Origin of the sequence: Mergibacter septicus, assembly GCF_003265225.1 — a bacterium.
GTDB classification, from domain to species: domain Bacteria; phylum Pseudomonadota; class Gammaproteobacteria; order Enterobacterales; family Pasteurellaceae; genus Mergibacter; species Mergibacter septicus.
Window position 1 is genome coordinate 1872113 of record NZ_CP022013.1, and the last position, 15391, is coordinate 1887503.

Here is a 15391-nt window from a genome sequence, read left to right on the forward strand (position 1 = left end):
GAGTTAGGTTAAAAATAAGATAAAAAAGCGGTCAAGTTATGACCGCAATGAGTAGGAGGCTTTATAATTTATTATCATTATTGAGCTAATTTAACACCATAGAATTGTGTATAGCCAAATGGACTTTGTTTATAGTCTTGTACTCTTAAACTTAATGGCGTATAGCTAATTGAGTGAGCAATTGGAATCCACGGTGCTTGTTGATGGAAAATAACTTGTGCTTTTTTATAATAGTCAGCACGTTCTTGAGGAGTTGATAGTGTAATTGCTTGGGCAAGTAAAGCATCAAATTCCGCATTACACCAACGAGAATAGTTACTGCTACCCTGTGCATTTTCACAACTTAATAAAGGTGAAAGGAAATTATCTGGATCACCGTTATCCCCAGACCAACCATAAATGCCTGCAGTAAGCTCACCAGCACGGGTGCGTTTGATATAATCCCCCCATTCATAACTGATTAATTTTGCTTTCACTCCAATTTTAGCCCAATCACTTTGTAATATTTCGGCTGTACGACGTGGATTAGGGTTAGAAGCTCTAACAACAGGTTGTACCCAAAGATCGGTTTCAAAACCATTTGGATAACCCGCTTCAGCAAGGAGTTCTTTCGCTTTTTGAAGATTGAATGGGTAAGGCTGAATTTCGTTATTATATCCCCAGATAGTTGGTGGTAGAGGACTTTTAGCCGCAACCCCAGCACCTTGATAAACGGCTTTGATAATAGTCGCTTTGTCTGTCGCATAATTAAGTGCTTGACGTACTTTTACATTGTTAAATGGTGCTTTTTCTGTATTGAAAGCGATATAGGCTACATTTAAACCTTCTTGTGAGAGTAGCTGGATTTTTGGATCGTGCTTCATTTTTTCTAAATCGGCAGGATTTGGAAAATCTATCATATCACAAGTGCCTTTTTGTAATTTCGCATAGCGAGCGGTGGCATCGGGAACGATACTAAAAATTAAGGTATCAATATCAGGCTTACCTTTCCAATATGCTTTATTTGCAAAATAACGAATTGCTTGATCAGGTTTATAGCCAGCAAAGACAAATGGTCCTGTACCGATAGGATCACTATCAATTAATTCAGCTTTACCACGTTTCATTAAAGTTTCAGCATATTCTTTTGAATAAATTGAAATAAAGTCCATACCTAAGCTAGCAAGGAAAGTTGCATCAGGACGGCTTAAAGTGATTTGAATTGTATTGTCATCTAGTTTTTTAATTGATTTAACTAAACTTGGGAATTTCATCACATTGTAGTATGGATAAGTTCCCTTAGAAACATTGTGATAAGGGTGATTCGGATCGGATTGACGTTCAAATGAAAAAAGAACATCATCAGCGTTAAAATCCCGAGTAGGTTTAAAGTATTTATTTGAATGGAATTTTACGCCTTTTCGTAGATGGAATGTATAAACTAAACCATCAGGTGAAATATCCCAGCTAGTTGCTAATCCGGGTTCTATTTCAGTGCTACCTCGTTTAAATTCAACTAATCGGTTATAAATTTGTTGTGAACTAGCGTTATAGGAAATTCCCTCAATGACCAGTGCTGGACTAAAGCTACTTGGTGCTCGGCTGATACAATTAATAAAGGTTTTATTGGCTGCATGAGCTAAATTTGACGTTGCAAATACAGCGGTTGCTGCAGCAATGAGATTAAGATGAGTGCTTAGTTTCATTATGTGACTCCTAATAGGTTGTCATTTGTGTTTGATTTTACACTAAACAACTTGATTAAAGTCAGATAAACATAGCATTAAGTATTAAGATTTTAAAGAATAAAATGCGCTTTGTTATAACTAAAAGAAATTAGAAATTCTTTTTTTATTAGCATTTACTCTTTTTTTGAATCGGCATTTGTATATTTTCACCATCGTGACGTTTGATTTTCAACAGTACTGGTAGAGTGAGGATACCTAGGAAGGCAATCGAAAAAATACTATAACTAAAAACGGTGTGAAGTGAAGCACTGTTAGAATTTAAGTGAGTAAAAAAGGATAAAAGAACTGAAACTACGGCAATACCTAAGCTAATGCCAATTTGTTGAATAACACTTAATAGCGTATTACCAATACTTAGTTGTTGTTCATTAAGATCACTGATCATTAATGTATTGATTGACGTGAAAATAACTGACATACAACATCCATAATTAAAAATAATTAACGCTGTTACCCAGAGTGAAAAATCATGAGAAAGGAATCCGAGTGCAGCGATACTTAATACCATAAATAGAGTTGTTCCAAGTAACGTAATTTTATAGCCAAAATAGGCGAGTATTTTGCTGATAAAGGGTTTAGCCATAATAGAACCTAATGCAAGTGGAATCATCATTATTCCTGTAGTATCAGCACTATATCCTAGTGCGACTTGGAGCATTAAAGGCAGTAAAAAAGGGATTCCTGAAGCTGAAAGTCGGATAAAAATATTGGCGATTATCCCAATCCTAAAAAGTCTATTATGAAAGACTGAAAGAGGAAAAAGAGGAGTATTTACTCGTAGTGCGTGTTGATAGTAGGCATAGAGTAGGATTAAACCTGTGAGTAAAATTAAACTGGCAATGAAGTTTGATTGATGTTGATTGCTAAAATATTCTAAACCTAACGTGAGACTTACTAAACCGCTAGCAAAAAGGAGGAAACCTGTACGATCAAGGCGATTGGGTTTTGCACTAAAGTTAGGGATATATTTGCCAGAAAAGTATAATCCACAAATGCCAATAGGGATATTAATCAGAAAGATCCAGTGCCAACTAGCATAAGTAACAAACCAACCACCAAAAACAGGACCTAAAATAGGACCAGTTAGTCCAGCCATTGCCATTAAATTCCATGCCGATAGGATTTGAGCTTTAGGGGTTGCTTTAATTAAGGTAAGGCGAGCTACGGGCATCATCATTGAGCCGCCAATACCTTGTATGATCCGTGCAACAATTAAGCTATTAAGAGTAGGTGAGATCGCACAACAGAAAGAACCAAAAGTAAACCAAGCAACGGCGTAACGAAATATGGTTAGCGTGCCGTATTTATCTGCAAGCCAGCCACTTAGAGGGGTGAGTAATGCGATAGTTAAGGCATAACAGATCACTGTAAGTTGCATATTGAGTGGGGATTGATTAAGTGCTGTTGCGATTGCGGGTAGTGCTGTATTAAGAATAGTAACATCTAAGGTCTGCATAAATAATGCTGTTGCAACAATCCAAGTTAATGGACGAGATGCTGGAGAAAGAGAGGGCTTGATTGATTCAGCCATAGATAGATGTCCTATTCTTGTTACTATTTAATACGTTGCTTTAATAAATGTTGCTGAATAAATTCAGAGATTGCTTCGATCTGGTTTAATTGAAAAACAGGTTGAGGATAAATATCAAATAACTCAGGTTGATCGCTTGCAATCGCCATCACCCATTGGTCAATTTCAGGTAAGGGTTTATCAACACTTTGACGATGTAATAAGATTTTAGGGATTGGTTCGTGTTTAAAACCTTCGACCAATATCAAATCAACTAAATTCGGATCAAATTGGGCGACTAAATAGTTAAAGTCAGCAGGTTTTGTCGTTTCAGTCATTAATGCCCAGCGTTGATTGCAGGTCATTATTACTTGCTTTGCACCCGCTTGAGTCATTCGCCAGCTATCTTTACCTTTTTTGTCTGTTTCAACATTATGATGAGTATGTTTGATTACAGCAACATTAATGCCTTGTTGGCTAAGTGTAGGGACAAGTTGTTCGAGCAAAGTGGTTTTACCACTGCCACTATAACCAGTAATCCCTAGCATTGGAATACGAGTCATTATTATTCCTTCCTTTCTTTTTAATTTTTGAGGGCTTGAACAGGGGCAGGAATACGTCCTCCACGCTGGATAAAACTTTCACAATTTCCTTGTTTGATTGGCATTATAGGGGCATAGCCGAGTAACCCACCAAATTCAACGCTTTCTCCTACATCTTTATTTGGCACAGGAATAATTCTAACAGCGGTTGTCTTACTGTTGATCATACCGATGGCAGCTTCATCAGCGATAATGCCAGAAATGGTTGCAGCAGAAGTGTATCCGGGAACCGCAATCATATCTAAGCCGACCGAACAAACAGCAGTCATTGCTTCCAGTTTATCAAGGGTGAGGACACCTTTTTTTGCAGCGGCTATCATTCCTTCGTCTTCAGAAACAGGAATAAAAGCACCACTTAAACCACCAACGGCACTACTTGCCATCATTCCCCCTTTTTTGACGGCATCATTGAGTAGAGCAAGTGCCGCAGTTGTGCCGTGTGTACCACAAATACTTAATCCCATTTGTTCTAAAATGCGTGCCACGCTATCACCAATCGCAGGGGTTGGTGCCAGAGATAAGTCGAGAATACCAAATGGAATACCCAAGCGTTTACTGGCTTCTTGTCCAATCAGTTCACCTACTCGAGTAATTTTAAATGCTGTTTTTTTCACAATCTCTGCTATTTCAGTGAGTGTCGTTGCGGGCGTATTTTCTAAAGCCGCTTTTACAACTCCCGGTCCTGAAACACCAACATTGATGACACAGTCTCCTTCACCTGAACCGTGAAATGCACCTGCCATAAAGGGATTATCTTCTACCGCATTGCAGAAAATGACTAATTTTGCACAGCCAAAACCTTCTGGCGTGATTTCGGCGGTTTGTTTTACAATTTCACCCACTAATTTTACAGCATCCATATTAATTCCCGCTTTTGTCGAACCAATATTGACGGAACTGCATACGATATCAGTGGTTTTCATTGCTTCAGGGATTGAACGGATCAGCACTTCATCTGAAGGACTCATTCCTTTTTGTACCAATGCAGAAAATCCTCCAATAAATGATACTCCAATCGCTTTTGCTGCACGATCTAAAGTTTGAGCAATCGAAACATAAGAATTAGCTTTCGTTGCTGCAGCAATTTGTGCAATTGGTGTAACGGAGATACGTTGATTAACGATGGGGATACCATATTTAGCAGAGAGTTCTTTTGCGGTTTGGACTAAATCTCGCCCAATATGTGTGATTTTATCAAAAATATTACGATTTAGTGTATCAAGATCATCGCTAATACAGTCGTGTAGATCGATGCCAATGGTTATTGTGCGGACGTCAAAATTTTGATCTGAAACCATTTTTAGGGTTTCAAGAATTTCATAAGATTGAATACTGTTACTCATTTTCTATCCTTTAAATTCGGTGCATCGCATTAAAAATTTCTGTATTTTGTAAGCGCAGATCTAAGCCAAGTTGTTGCCCTTGTTGATTAAAATATTGAGCAAGCATTTGATAGTCTTTGGTACAGGCTGAGGTATCAACTAAAACAATCATAGTAAAGTAACCGTTCATTAGTTGCTGGCTAATATTGACGATATTAATTTGTTGTTCCGCAAGTAGTTTTGCAACATCATAAACAATTCCAATGCGATCTTTCCCGATTACCGTTAATACAGAGGTATTTTGCATAATTTATCCTTATTTTTCTGTTTGATTGAGTTTAGCTAGTTCTGCCAAGGTATTGATATTTGTAAAAGCAGCACTTTCTTGATCAAAATTTACGGCTAGTGCATGTTGTTGTTGCATAAATTGTAGCACACGGCGTTGCCCTTGTTGCAGATAAATTGTTAATGGAAGGATTAGATCACGTTGTAAAAGACAAAAGGTTGGGTGAGCTTTATTTCCTACGGTGACATAAGCAGCTTTAGCGAGTGGTTGCTGAGTGTGTTGATGAAAGAGAGATTGATATAACTTGTCAGCTAAATTAGTAGGAAAGAATGGGCTATCACAGGGAATAAATAAAACCCAATCATATTTTGCTTGTTTTAATCCTGCCAGCATACCACTTAATGGTCCTGAATATTCGGGAATTTGTGAGATTTGAACATCACTAAATACTTCAAAACCACTTTGTTGATAAAGTGCTTGGGAACGATTTGCATTAATTAAGATTTGTTCTGCTTGTGGGATTAAACGTTGTAAGATGTGTTGAAATAGTGGTTTTCCTTGTAATAGTTGTAATCCTTTATCAAGCCCATTCATACGTCTGGCTAATCCACCGGCTAAAATGACAGCAGTGATTGTTGGTTTCATTGGTATTATCTTCTCTTTTGCAATTAGATTATTAAGTGTTATCATCGCACAATTCTGGCAAAACTGTTAGTCAACAAAAGGAGAAATAGTGAGTGAAGTGTCATCGTTTAAATGAAGTGTTGGAGTTACTTCAACCTTATTGGGCGAAAGATCCTGATTTAAATTTAGTTCAATTGTTACAAAAAATTGCAAATGAAACTGGATTTAAACAGCCGTTAGCTGAATTAAGTGATGAAGTGATTATCTATCATTTAAAAATGATAGATAAAGATAAAAATGAACCTATTCCGGGTTTAAAAAAAGATTATGAAGCGGATTTTAAAACTGCTTTATTGAAAGCTCGTGGAATTATTAAATAATCTGTTACAGAGGTATAAAATGAAAAAACTACTCTTAATTTTATTCACATTATTTTTTAGTGTAAATTTAGCGCAGGCTAATGCAACGACGTTTAGTGAAGGCAAAGATTACTTTGTTTTAAACCAACCTCAATCCCCTCAAAAAGAAGTCATTGAATTTTTCTCTTTTTATTGTCCTCATTGTTATGATTTTGAAACCTTATATAAAATCCCTCAAAAAATTCGAGCTGCTTTACCAGAGGGAGCAAGTTTTAAACAGTATCAGGTTAGTTTTATTGGACCAGAAGGTGAGGATTTAACTAGAGCGTGGGCGGTTGCAATGGCATTAGGGGTAGAAGATAAAGTCCGTGATGCACTGTTTGAAGGGGCTCATAAGAACGCCTTTACTTCTATGAATGATATTCGCCAAGTCTTTATCCAGCAAGGGGTATCAGCGAAAGACTTTGATAGTGCTGTAAATAGTTTTGCGGTAAATGGTTTGATTAAGAAACAGCAAAATTTATTAAAAAAATATAACGTTCGTGGTGTACCAGATGTTTATGTTAATGGTCGTTATGCTGTAAATATTGAAAGTTTTGTAGGATTATCAACCGAAGAGTTTGTAACACGTTATGTGGATTTAGTCTTGTATTTACTGAATAAGTAATAGTAAGCCTTATACTAGAGTAAGGATTGAAACGTCTTATGGAGTTGGCATAAGGCGTTTTTTTTATATTATTTTTGTGAAGATGAATAAGCCTTTGGCATATAAAGATTTGATGAGATCTAGTTTTATAAGATATGACTTTTTAATTTTTATATGTTGGAAAGGATATTAAGCAACTATTGAGAACGATAAAATCTGTATAAAATGGTGGCCCCAACAGGACTTGAACCTGTGACCAATCGATTATGAGTCGACTGCTCTGACCAACTGAGCTATGGGGCCCCTTTAAGAAAGGCGGTGTGATTATAACAAAGATTTTTTTTCTAACAATAGTTTTAAAGGTTTTTAGATAGTTTTCAATGTTTTTAGTTGCTTATTAAGCTAAAAAACAAACAATGCGACTTAAAAATAAACATTTTTGAGGGGAGAGGATAAGTAGAGAAAGGGAATTAGGTTATAATTCCCTTGCTGAGTGGTGATTTATAGATATGTTTTGGTTATGGTTAAGAACTGATCTTCACTCAGTATTTTAATACCAAGTTCTTCCGCTTTAGTCAGTTTTGATCCTGCATTTTCACCAGCAATCAGATAATCCGTTTTTTTCGATACGCTACCAGTAACTTTACCTCCTAATTGCTGCAGTAAGGTTTTTGCTTGATCACGCCCCATTTGTGTTAGTGTACCAGTCAAAACAACGGTTTTATTTTTCAGTGGGTTATCGCTAATATTTTGCTCTGTGAGTGTTGGAGGATCCCAGTGAATACCGACTTCTAACAATTTTTCTACCACTTGTCGGTTATGCTCTTCTTGCCAAAAGTGATGTACTCGGTTAGCAACTACTTCACCAATATCAGGGACTTGTTGTAGTTGCTCAATATCTGCTTGTTGAATTGCTTCTAGCGTTTTGAAGTGATTTGCTAAATTTTGTGCGGTTGCTTCGCCAACATCTCGGATACCTAGGGCAAAGATAAAGCGAGCTAAAGTCGTTTTTTTCGCTTTTTCGAGACTTGCTAACGCATTTTCAGCTGATTTTGCACCCATACGATCTAAACCGATTAAGATCTCTTTAGTTAATAAGAAGAGATCTGCTGGAGTATGTAGGTATTCACGATCGACTAATTGCTCAATGAGTTTTTCGCCTACCCCATCAATATCCATCGCTTTACGAGAAACAAAATGTTTTAATCCTTCTTTTCGTTGTGCTTCACAGACTAATCCACCAGTACAACGTGCGACGGCTTCACCCTCAACTCTGACAATATGTGAGCCGCAAACAGGGCAGTTTTCTGGGAAAATAATAGGTTGTGCATTAGCAAGGCGGCGACTTTGCACGACACCGATTATTTGTGGAATAACATCACCTGCACGGCGAATAATGACGGTATCCCCAATCGCAATGCCTAAACGTTCAATTTCATCAGCATTATGTAATGTTGCATTGCTAACAGTTACGCCACCAATAAAAACAGGTTCTAGTTTAGCTACGGGGGTGATGGCACCAGTTCGTCCAACTTGGAATTCAACGTTATTTAAAACAGTCATTTCTTCTTGTGCTGGAAATTTATAGGCGATAGCCCAACGAGGTGCTTTGGATATAAAGCCAAGTTCATCTTGCAAGTTAATGCTGTTAATTTTAAGTACAGTACCATCAATATCATAGCCAAGAGTAGGGCGTTTTTCTTGGATAGTTTTATAATAATTCAGAACACTTTGTATGCCTTTACAACATTGAATTTCACTATTCACTGGAATACCAATGCTTTTTAACCATTGTAAGCGTTCATAGTGTGTTTTCGGTAGTTCAACCCCTTCAGCGATCCCTATTCCATAAGCATTAAGTACCAATGGACGTTGGCGAGTGATTTTCGGATCTAGTTGACGTAATGAACCTGCGGCAGCATTCCGTGGATTAGCAAAGGTTTTTTCACCATTTTTTAAGGCTTGTTGGTTGAGGTGATCAAAGCCTGCTTGTGGCATAAAGACTTCACCTCGCACTTCCAAACGGGCAGGAGGATTATCAGTTAATAATTGGAGTGGAACATTGCGGATAGTACGAATATTGCTAGTAATATCTTCGCCAGTTGTACCATCACCACGGGTTGCACCTTGCACTAAACTTCCATTGATATACAAAAGGCTAACAGCTAAGCCATCAAGTTTCGGTTCACAGCAAAATTCTAGTTGCTCGGTATCACCCATTTGCAGTGGTAAGCGGTCTTGCATACGTTTAACAAAAGCAACAAAATCATCATCAGAAAAAGCATTATCCAGAGATAGCATTGGAATTTCGTGCTGTATTTGGGCAAAGCCATTCTCAGGTTTAGCTCCCACCCGTTGCGTCGGCGACTCTGGCGTAATGAATTCTGGGTATTGTTGTTCTAATGTTTTTAATTGTTGAAAGAGGCGATCATATTCAGCATCGGGAATTTGTGGTTGATCTAAAACGTGGTATTGATATTCGTGATAACGCAATTCTTCTCTTAATTGTTTAATTTTAGTTGTTATATTCATAAATATTCTCTCTTGGTAAGATAAAAAACCGTACTTTTTTGAGGCTAAACCACAACAAAAGTACGGTTTTGAAGAGAAAAATAAAAATTTACTCTTCCGTTACTTTAGCTAAATAGGCTTGTTTATTTTCTTCAGTAAAAATTTCTCGCCGATCATTTAATAAAAATCCGTTTAGTTCTTCAGAAAGTGTTGTTGCGGTTCTTAACATTGTTCGGAAATTTACGAGGTTATTACCCGGAGATGGTAAAGGCATAAAGAAGGTTAAACCGTTTGTACTAAATTGATCCATATTACTCAGATCAAATACCCCGGGTTTACGCATATTAGCAACACTAAATGTAATTGGGCTGTCGGCATTTAAGTCTAGGTGATAATGGAAAATATTATGTTGACCAAAAATAAAGCCTAAATTTTCTAATGAAGCCACAATGCGGGAACCATAAAATTCACGGTTTTCTGGTGCTACAACATAGATCACAAGGTATTCTTGTTGTGTTTTTTCTTCTGTTGTTTCAGGTTTTTCAGCATTATTTTCACTGTTATTTACTGAATTTATTTCGTCTTTTTCATTTTGTTCAGCTTGATTTGTTATTTCTGTGGTTTGTTCTGATGGTGTTATTTCTTGTTCACCTTTAACCGCATCAAGTGTTGGATTAGATTGAGATGTAGCAGAAATAGGTGGTTGTCCCGGTAGTGTAATTTTAATTTGGCTAACTTCTTGTTCCAGATTATCATCATCTAAATCAAGAGTTTGTTGTAATGGTTGATGAACAGCTACATCATCTTTATTTTCTGTTATTTCGGTAACAGGAGCAGTGGTAGGTTTGGTGGTGTTAGCAGATATAGTAGAAGTGGTATTTGTATTTACACAGTTTTTTTGTACTTCAAGTTGATCATTAATTGAAGCACGACGAACAGGGCGAGGTGCTGAAACATATTCAGAGGTTAATTCTGGTTCTTGTCGCTCAAAACGTTTATTGGCTTGTTCTCGTTGTAATTTTTCTTTACGGGCTGACCATAAACCATGGCCGATTAGAATTGCTAAGATAATGACTGCGATAGTGATAATGATTTGTTGAAGATCCATTGCTAATCCACTCTCTTTTTTGTAGCCTAACTATGAGTTTTGATTGTTTTGGTCTTATCGAATCAATCAGATTTGTTAAATTAACTATTTGATCTTAATTTTCGCTAGACCAGCTTAATAACAGCTAGAAATGGCTGTGTGAAAGTCCTGATAGCTTAGCATATTTTTTCTAGTAGGGCAGTAGTAGATCTCGCTTGAAATTAAGATTTTATTGTTATCATAATCAATTAATAAGAGTATTTACTGTGAATTTTGAAGAAATTAAACAAGGGTTCAATTATTTTGTTTTAGGCTGGCACTTAATTATGCAAAAAGGATTACGCCGTTTTGTTATTGTGCCGTTTATTATTAATATTATTCTACTGAGTGCTATTTTTTACCTTTTTTTACACCAGATTAACCAGTTTAACCATTGGTTAATGGCATTTATACCAGATTGGTTAGGTGTGATTAGTTATTTAATCCTAGCTTTAGGAATAGCGGTTATTTTGTTGTTCTTTTATTTTATTTTTACCACCTTAGCAGGTTTTATTGCTGCTCCTTTTAATGGTCTTTTGGCTGAAAAAGTAGAAATACGATTAACGGGTGAAGAGACAGCTAGTATGACTTTGCTTGATCTCACTAAAGATCTTCCTCGTATTTTTAAGCGAGAATGGCAGAAACTTTGTTATAGTTGGTGGCGTTTAGTGTTACTTTTTCTTTGTGGTTTTATTCCCTTTCTTGGACAAACGATAGTGCCTTTTCTTTTTTTCATTTTTACAGCGTGGTTATTAGCAATTCAGTATTGTGATTATCCTTTTGATAACCACAAAGTTGATTTTCAACAAATGAAACTTGCACTTGCACAAAAACGTTGGTTAAATTTGACTTTTGGTGGTTTAGTGTCTCTCTGTGCTTTTATTCCTTTAGTGAATTTTATTGTAATGCCTGTTGCTGTTTGCGGTGCTACTGCCATTTGGGTGGATCATTATCGTCAGCAGTTTAAGAGCAATCTAGCAGAAAATAGAACGGATTAGAGAAGAAAAAAGGCGATTAAAAATCGCCTTTGTATAAAATTTTGATGAATTTTATCGTACTTCTTTGATCATTATTTCACTAGGAATCGTTTTACCTTGCCAGTAGAGTTCAGCCGATATTTGTTGAGCTAATTCAAGATATGCTTGACTGATAGGATCTTGAGTATCTGCTACAACGGTTGGAATGCCACGATCAAGATCTTCTCGTAAACGAAGGTGTAAAGGCAACTGTCCTAATAATTTAACTTGATATTTTTCGGCAATTTTTTCAGCACCACCCGTACCAAAAATGGCTTCGTGATGGCCACAATTTGCACAGATATGTACACTCATATTTTCAATAATACCTAGAACAGGAACGGATACTTTCTCAAACATCGCAATGCCTTTAATTGCATCAAGTAATGCAATATCTTGTGGTGTAGTAACCACAATTGCACCTGTTACAGGGATTTGTTGCGATAAGGTGAGTTGAATATCCCCTGTTCCGGGTGGCATATCAATGACTAAATAATCAAGATTTGGCCACCATGTTTCGCTAAGTAATTGAGTTAAAGCATTACTTGCCATTGGGCCTCGCCAGATGGTTGCATTATCGGGGTCAATTAAATACCCAATTGAATTGGTAAAAATACCGTGCGTTTCAATCGGCGTCATATGTTGGTTGTCAGGCGATGTTGGGCGTTGTTGAGAGGCACCTAGCATATGTGGAATAGATGGTCCATAGATATCTGCATCTAATAAACCAACTCTAGCGCCTTGTGCTTTTAAGGCTAATGCAAGGTTAACAGCAACAGTTGATTTACCAACCCCTCCTTTACCAGAAGTTATCGCAATAATATTTTTTACCCCATTGATTGCAGGTTGGTTGTTGGCTCGTTTAAGAGTAGCAATTTGGTAGTTTAAATGCCATTTCACTTCAGTGGTATTTGTAACTTGTAGAAGGCTATCAGTGGTCTGTTGTTTTAAGATTTCAAAAACACTATTCCACACAAATGGCATTTGTAATTGAAGATGTAAAGTAGTGTCTATTAATTCAATTTTTTTAATTGCATTTAATTCAAGGAGATTTTTTTCTAAGCTATGATGTTTGAATTGAGACAAAATGACAATTATTTCTGTTAAAACATCTTGTTTTAGACCGTTATGTTTTGGTAATTCAAGAGTCATAAATTATCCTTAATATCTTGCTTTAAATTCTATGTTGGTAAACCTTCATTTCAATTTTGACCGAACAACTATTGGTTTGAAGTCTTTTAACTTATCAACTTGGAAAGTTTTATTCTAAGCTAATCTGGCGTGAAATCCTACTTTATCTTCTCTAGTCTCTAGTAAAGATGGTATGAATCCGCTAATATTAGCCGTTTATTTTATGTAGATTCAGAATTCCCAATGTATTTCAAATAATAAAAAGTGAAAGGTCGATAATAAATGGTTACTCCACGTCAAATTTTAGTTACTTGTGCTTTACCTTATGCGAATGGTCCTATTCATTTAGGACATATGTTAGAACATATCCAAGCAGATATTTGGGTGCGTTTTCAACGTATGCAAGGCAATCAAATTTACTTTGTTTGTGCTGATGATGCACATGGCACGCCAATTATGTTGAAAGCAGATCAAATGGGAATTACACCTGAACAACTGATTAATCAAGTACAACAACAACATATTGCTTCTTTTTCAGGTTTTAATATTAGTTACGATAATTATCATTCTACTCATAGTGAAGAAAATCGTGAACTTTCCGCTTTAATTTATACTCGCTTAAAAGAAAATGGTTTTATTAAAAGTCGGACTATTTCTCAATTATTTGATCCTGAAAAAGGAATGTTTCTGCCTGATCGTTTTGTGAAAGGTACTTGTCCTAAATGCCAAGCTAAAGATCAATATGGGGATAATTGTGAAGTTTGCTCCGCAACTTATAGTCCAACTGAATTGATTGAGCCTCGTTCAGCGATTTCTGGTGCAGTGCCTGTATTAAAAGAATCTGAACATTTTTTCTTTGATCTCCCAAGTTTTGAAGCGATGTTACAAACGTGGATTAAATCAGGATCACTGCAAAGTGAAGTGGCAAATAAAATGCAAGAATGGTTTGCATCGGGATTACAACAATGGGATATTTCTCGTGATGCCCCTTATTTTGGTTTTGAAATTCCTAATGCAGCAGGAAAGTATTTTTACGTTTGGCTTGATGCACCAATCGGCTATATGGCATCTTTTAAAAATCTTTGTCAAAAGACGGGATTAGACTTTGAGCATTATTGGCAAGCAAGTAGTCCAACCGAGTTATACCATTTTATTGGAAAAGATATTGTTTATTTCCATAGTTTATTCTGGCCTGCAATGTTAGATGGGGCGGGTTACCGTAAACCAACAAATATCTTTGTACATGGTTATGTTACAGTGAATGGCGAGAAAATGTCTAAATCTCGGGGCACCTTTATTCAAGCGGCTACTTATCTAAAATATTTAGATCCAGAATGTTTACGTTATTATTATGCGGCAAAATTGAGTAGTCGCATTGATGATCTTGATCTTAATCTTGATGATTTTGTTCAACGTGTTAATAGTGATCTAGTCAATAAATTAGTCAATTTAGCCAGTCGTAATGCAGGCTTTATCCAAAAACGTTTTGCGGGAAAATTAGCAGATAAATTAGAAGATCCAGCGTTATTTAATGACTTTATTGCACAAGCAGAAAATATCGTATCATGTTATGAACAACGAGAATATGGCAAAGCAATTCGTGAAATTATGGCGTTATGTGATAAAGCGAATAAATATATTGATGAGAAAGCACCGTGGGTAATTGCAAAAGATGAGAGTAAAGCAGAAGAATTGCATCAAATTTGTTCAATGGGCATTCAATTATTCCGTATCTTGATTGGCTATTTAAAACCAGTTTTACCACAATTAGCCCAACGCTCAGAAGCCTTTTTAAATGATGAATTAACTTGGAAAAACTTAGCTGTGCCATTGTTAAGTCATCAAATTTCACCATTCAAAGCGTTATTTAGTCGTTTAGAAACTAAACAGATTGAACAGTTAATTGAAGCTTCAAAACAGGAAAATGCAACAGTTACTACTGCACTTGAAACAAAACAAGCGCAAGTCGTTCAAAATAGTGAAATTGAACCAATTGCAGAGACTATTACGATTGAGGATTTTGCTAAAATAGATTTAAGGATTGCTAAAATTATCAAAGCAGAAGCGGTTCCAGAGGCAAATAAATTACTTAAATTAACCCTTGATATTGGTAACGAAACCCGTCAAGTTTTTGCAGGAATTAAGTCTGCATATCAACCAGAAGAATTAGAAGGACGTTTGACTGTGATGGTCGCTAATTTAGCACCACGCAAAATGAAATTTGGTCTTTCAGAAGGTATGGTATTAGCTGCAGGTCCCGGCGGAAAGGATCTCTTTATTCTTAGCCCTGATCAAGGTGCAAAAGTTGGTATGAGAGTGAAATAATCTATCTTTGTGGTGTTGTTTTCTTTAAGCAACAAGATCGCCTTTTATTTCAACAAACGAACAGGAAAGATCTTTTTTTTGATCTTTTCTGCGGATCTTAATTTAACTTTATTGTATGATAAGTAGGTTTTTAACCCTCTGAATATAAAATTTTATCTCCGAGTCAGCGAGATAAAAGAATAACTAAATAATCTTAAGAGCTACCT

Annotated in this window: 13 protein-coding genes and 1 tRNA gene; 4 read left to right on the plus strand and 10 right to left on the minus strand. The window is 36.3% G+C overall.

Annotation, left to right across the window (positions count from 1 at the left end):
* Window positions 1-77: 77 nt before the first annotated feature.
* From CEP47_RS08795 to mobA, 6 genes are all read right to left on the minus strand, one after another.
* Window positions 78-1685, minus strand: a complete 1608-nt coding sequence (locus CEP47_RS08795; RefSeq protein WP_261920001.1) for an ABC transporter substrate-binding protein — start codon at window positions 1683-1685, stop codon at window positions 78-80.
* 148 nt (window positions 1686-1833) lie between these two features.
* The gene (locus CEP47_RS08800; protein WP_261920000.1) at window positions 1834-3258 is read right to left on the minus strand and encodes a DHA2 family efflux MFS transporter permease subunit; all 1425 of its coding nucleotides are present in this window, start codon (window positions 3256-3258) and stop codon (window positions 1834-1836) included.
* Between the two features lie 23 nt (window positions 3259-3281).
* Window positions 3282-3800: a molybdopterin-guanine dinucleotide biosynthesis protein B gene (gene mobB, locus CEP47_RS08805; protein WP_261919999.1), complete on the minus strand. Its 519-nt coding sequence runs from the start codon at window positions 3798-3800 to the stop codon at window positions 3282-3284.
* A 20-nt stretch (window positions 3801-3820) separates the two neighbouring features.
* On the minus strand, window positions 3821-5182 hold the full coding sequence (locus tag CEP47_RS08810; protein WP_261919998.1) for a PFL family protein: 1362 nt from the start codon (window positions 5180-5182) through the stop codon (window positions 3821-3823).
* A gap of 10 nt (window positions 5183-5192) precedes the next feature.
* On the minus strand, window positions 5193-5468 hold the full coding sequence (locus CEP47_RS08815) for an ACT domain-containing protein (protein WP_261919997.1): 276 nt from the start codon (window positions 5466-5468) through the stop codon (window positions 5193-5195).
* A 9-nt stretch (window positions 5469-5477) separates the two neighbouring features.
* A complete protein-coding gene (gene mobA, locus CEP47_RS08820) occupies window positions 5478-6092 on the minus strand; it encodes a molybdenum cofactor guanylyltransferase MobA (protein ID WP_261919996.1) in 615 nt (204 codons plus the stop codon).
* A gap of 92 nt (window positions 6093-6184) precedes the next feature.
* Here mobA and CEP47_RS08825 point away from each other — a divergent pair, with 92 nt between their 5' ends.
* On the plus strand, window positions 6185-6451 hold the full coding sequence (locus CEP47_RS08825; protein ID WP_261919995.1) for a YihD family protein: 267 nt from the start codon (window positions 6185-6187) through the stop codon (window positions 6449-6451).
* Between the two features lie 19 nt (window positions 6452-6470).
* Window positions 6471-7097, plus strand: a complete 627-nt coding sequence (dsbA, locus tag CEP47_RS08830) for a thiol:disulfide interchange protein DsbA (protein WP_261919994.1) — start codon at window positions 6471-6473, stop codon at window positions 7095-7097.
* Between the two features lie 205 nt (window positions 7098-7302).
* On the opposite strand, the gene CEP47_RS08835 is transcribed toward dsbA, so the two are convergent.
* The 3 genes from CEP47_RS08835 to zipA form a co-directional block, all read right to left on the minus strand.
* Window positions 7303-7379 (minus strand) — tRNA-Ile (locus CEP47_RS08835).
* Between the two features lie 198 nt (window positions 7380-7577).
* Complete coding sequence (gene ligA / locus CEP47_RS08840) at window positions 7578-9602, minus strand: NAD-dependent DNA ligase LigA (protein ID WP_261921031.1); 2025 nt, start codon at window positions 9600-9602, stop codon at window positions 7578-7580.
* A 94-nt stretch (window positions 9603-9696) separates the two neighbouring features.
* The gene (gene zipA, locus CEP47_RS08845) at window positions 9697-10695 is read right to left on the minus strand and encodes a cell division protein ZipA (protein ID WP_261919993.1); all 999 of its coding nucleotides are present in this window, start codon (window positions 10693-10695) and stop codon (window positions 9697-9699) included.
* A gap of 245 nt (window positions 10696-10940) precedes the next feature.
* On the opposite strand from zipA, the gene cysZ reads away from it, so the two are divergent.
* Window positions 10941-11711, plus strand: coding sequence for a sulfate transporter CysZ (gene cysZ / locus CEP47_RS08850; RefSeq protein WP_261919992.1), 771 nt, complete (start codon window positions 10941-10943; stop codon window positions 11709-11711).
* A gap of 51 nt (window positions 11712-11762) precedes the next feature.
* Here cysZ and apbC read toward each other — a convergent pair whose 3' ends face one another.
* Window positions 11763-12881, minus strand: coding sequence for an iron-sulfur cluster carrier protein ApbC (apbC, locus tag CEP47_RS08855; protein WP_261919991.1), 1119 nt, complete (start codon window positions 12879-12881; stop codon window positions 11763-11765).
* Between the two features lie 261 nt (window positions 12882-13142).
* On the opposite strand from apbC, the gene metG reads away from it, so the two are divergent.
* Window positions 13143-15185: a methionine--tRNA ligase gene (gene metG, locus CEP47_RS08860; protein ID WP_261919990.1), complete on the plus strand. Its 2043-nt coding sequence runs from the start codon at window positions 13143-13145 to the stop codon at window positions 15183-15185.
* Window positions 15186-15391 lie beyond the last annotated feature (206 nt).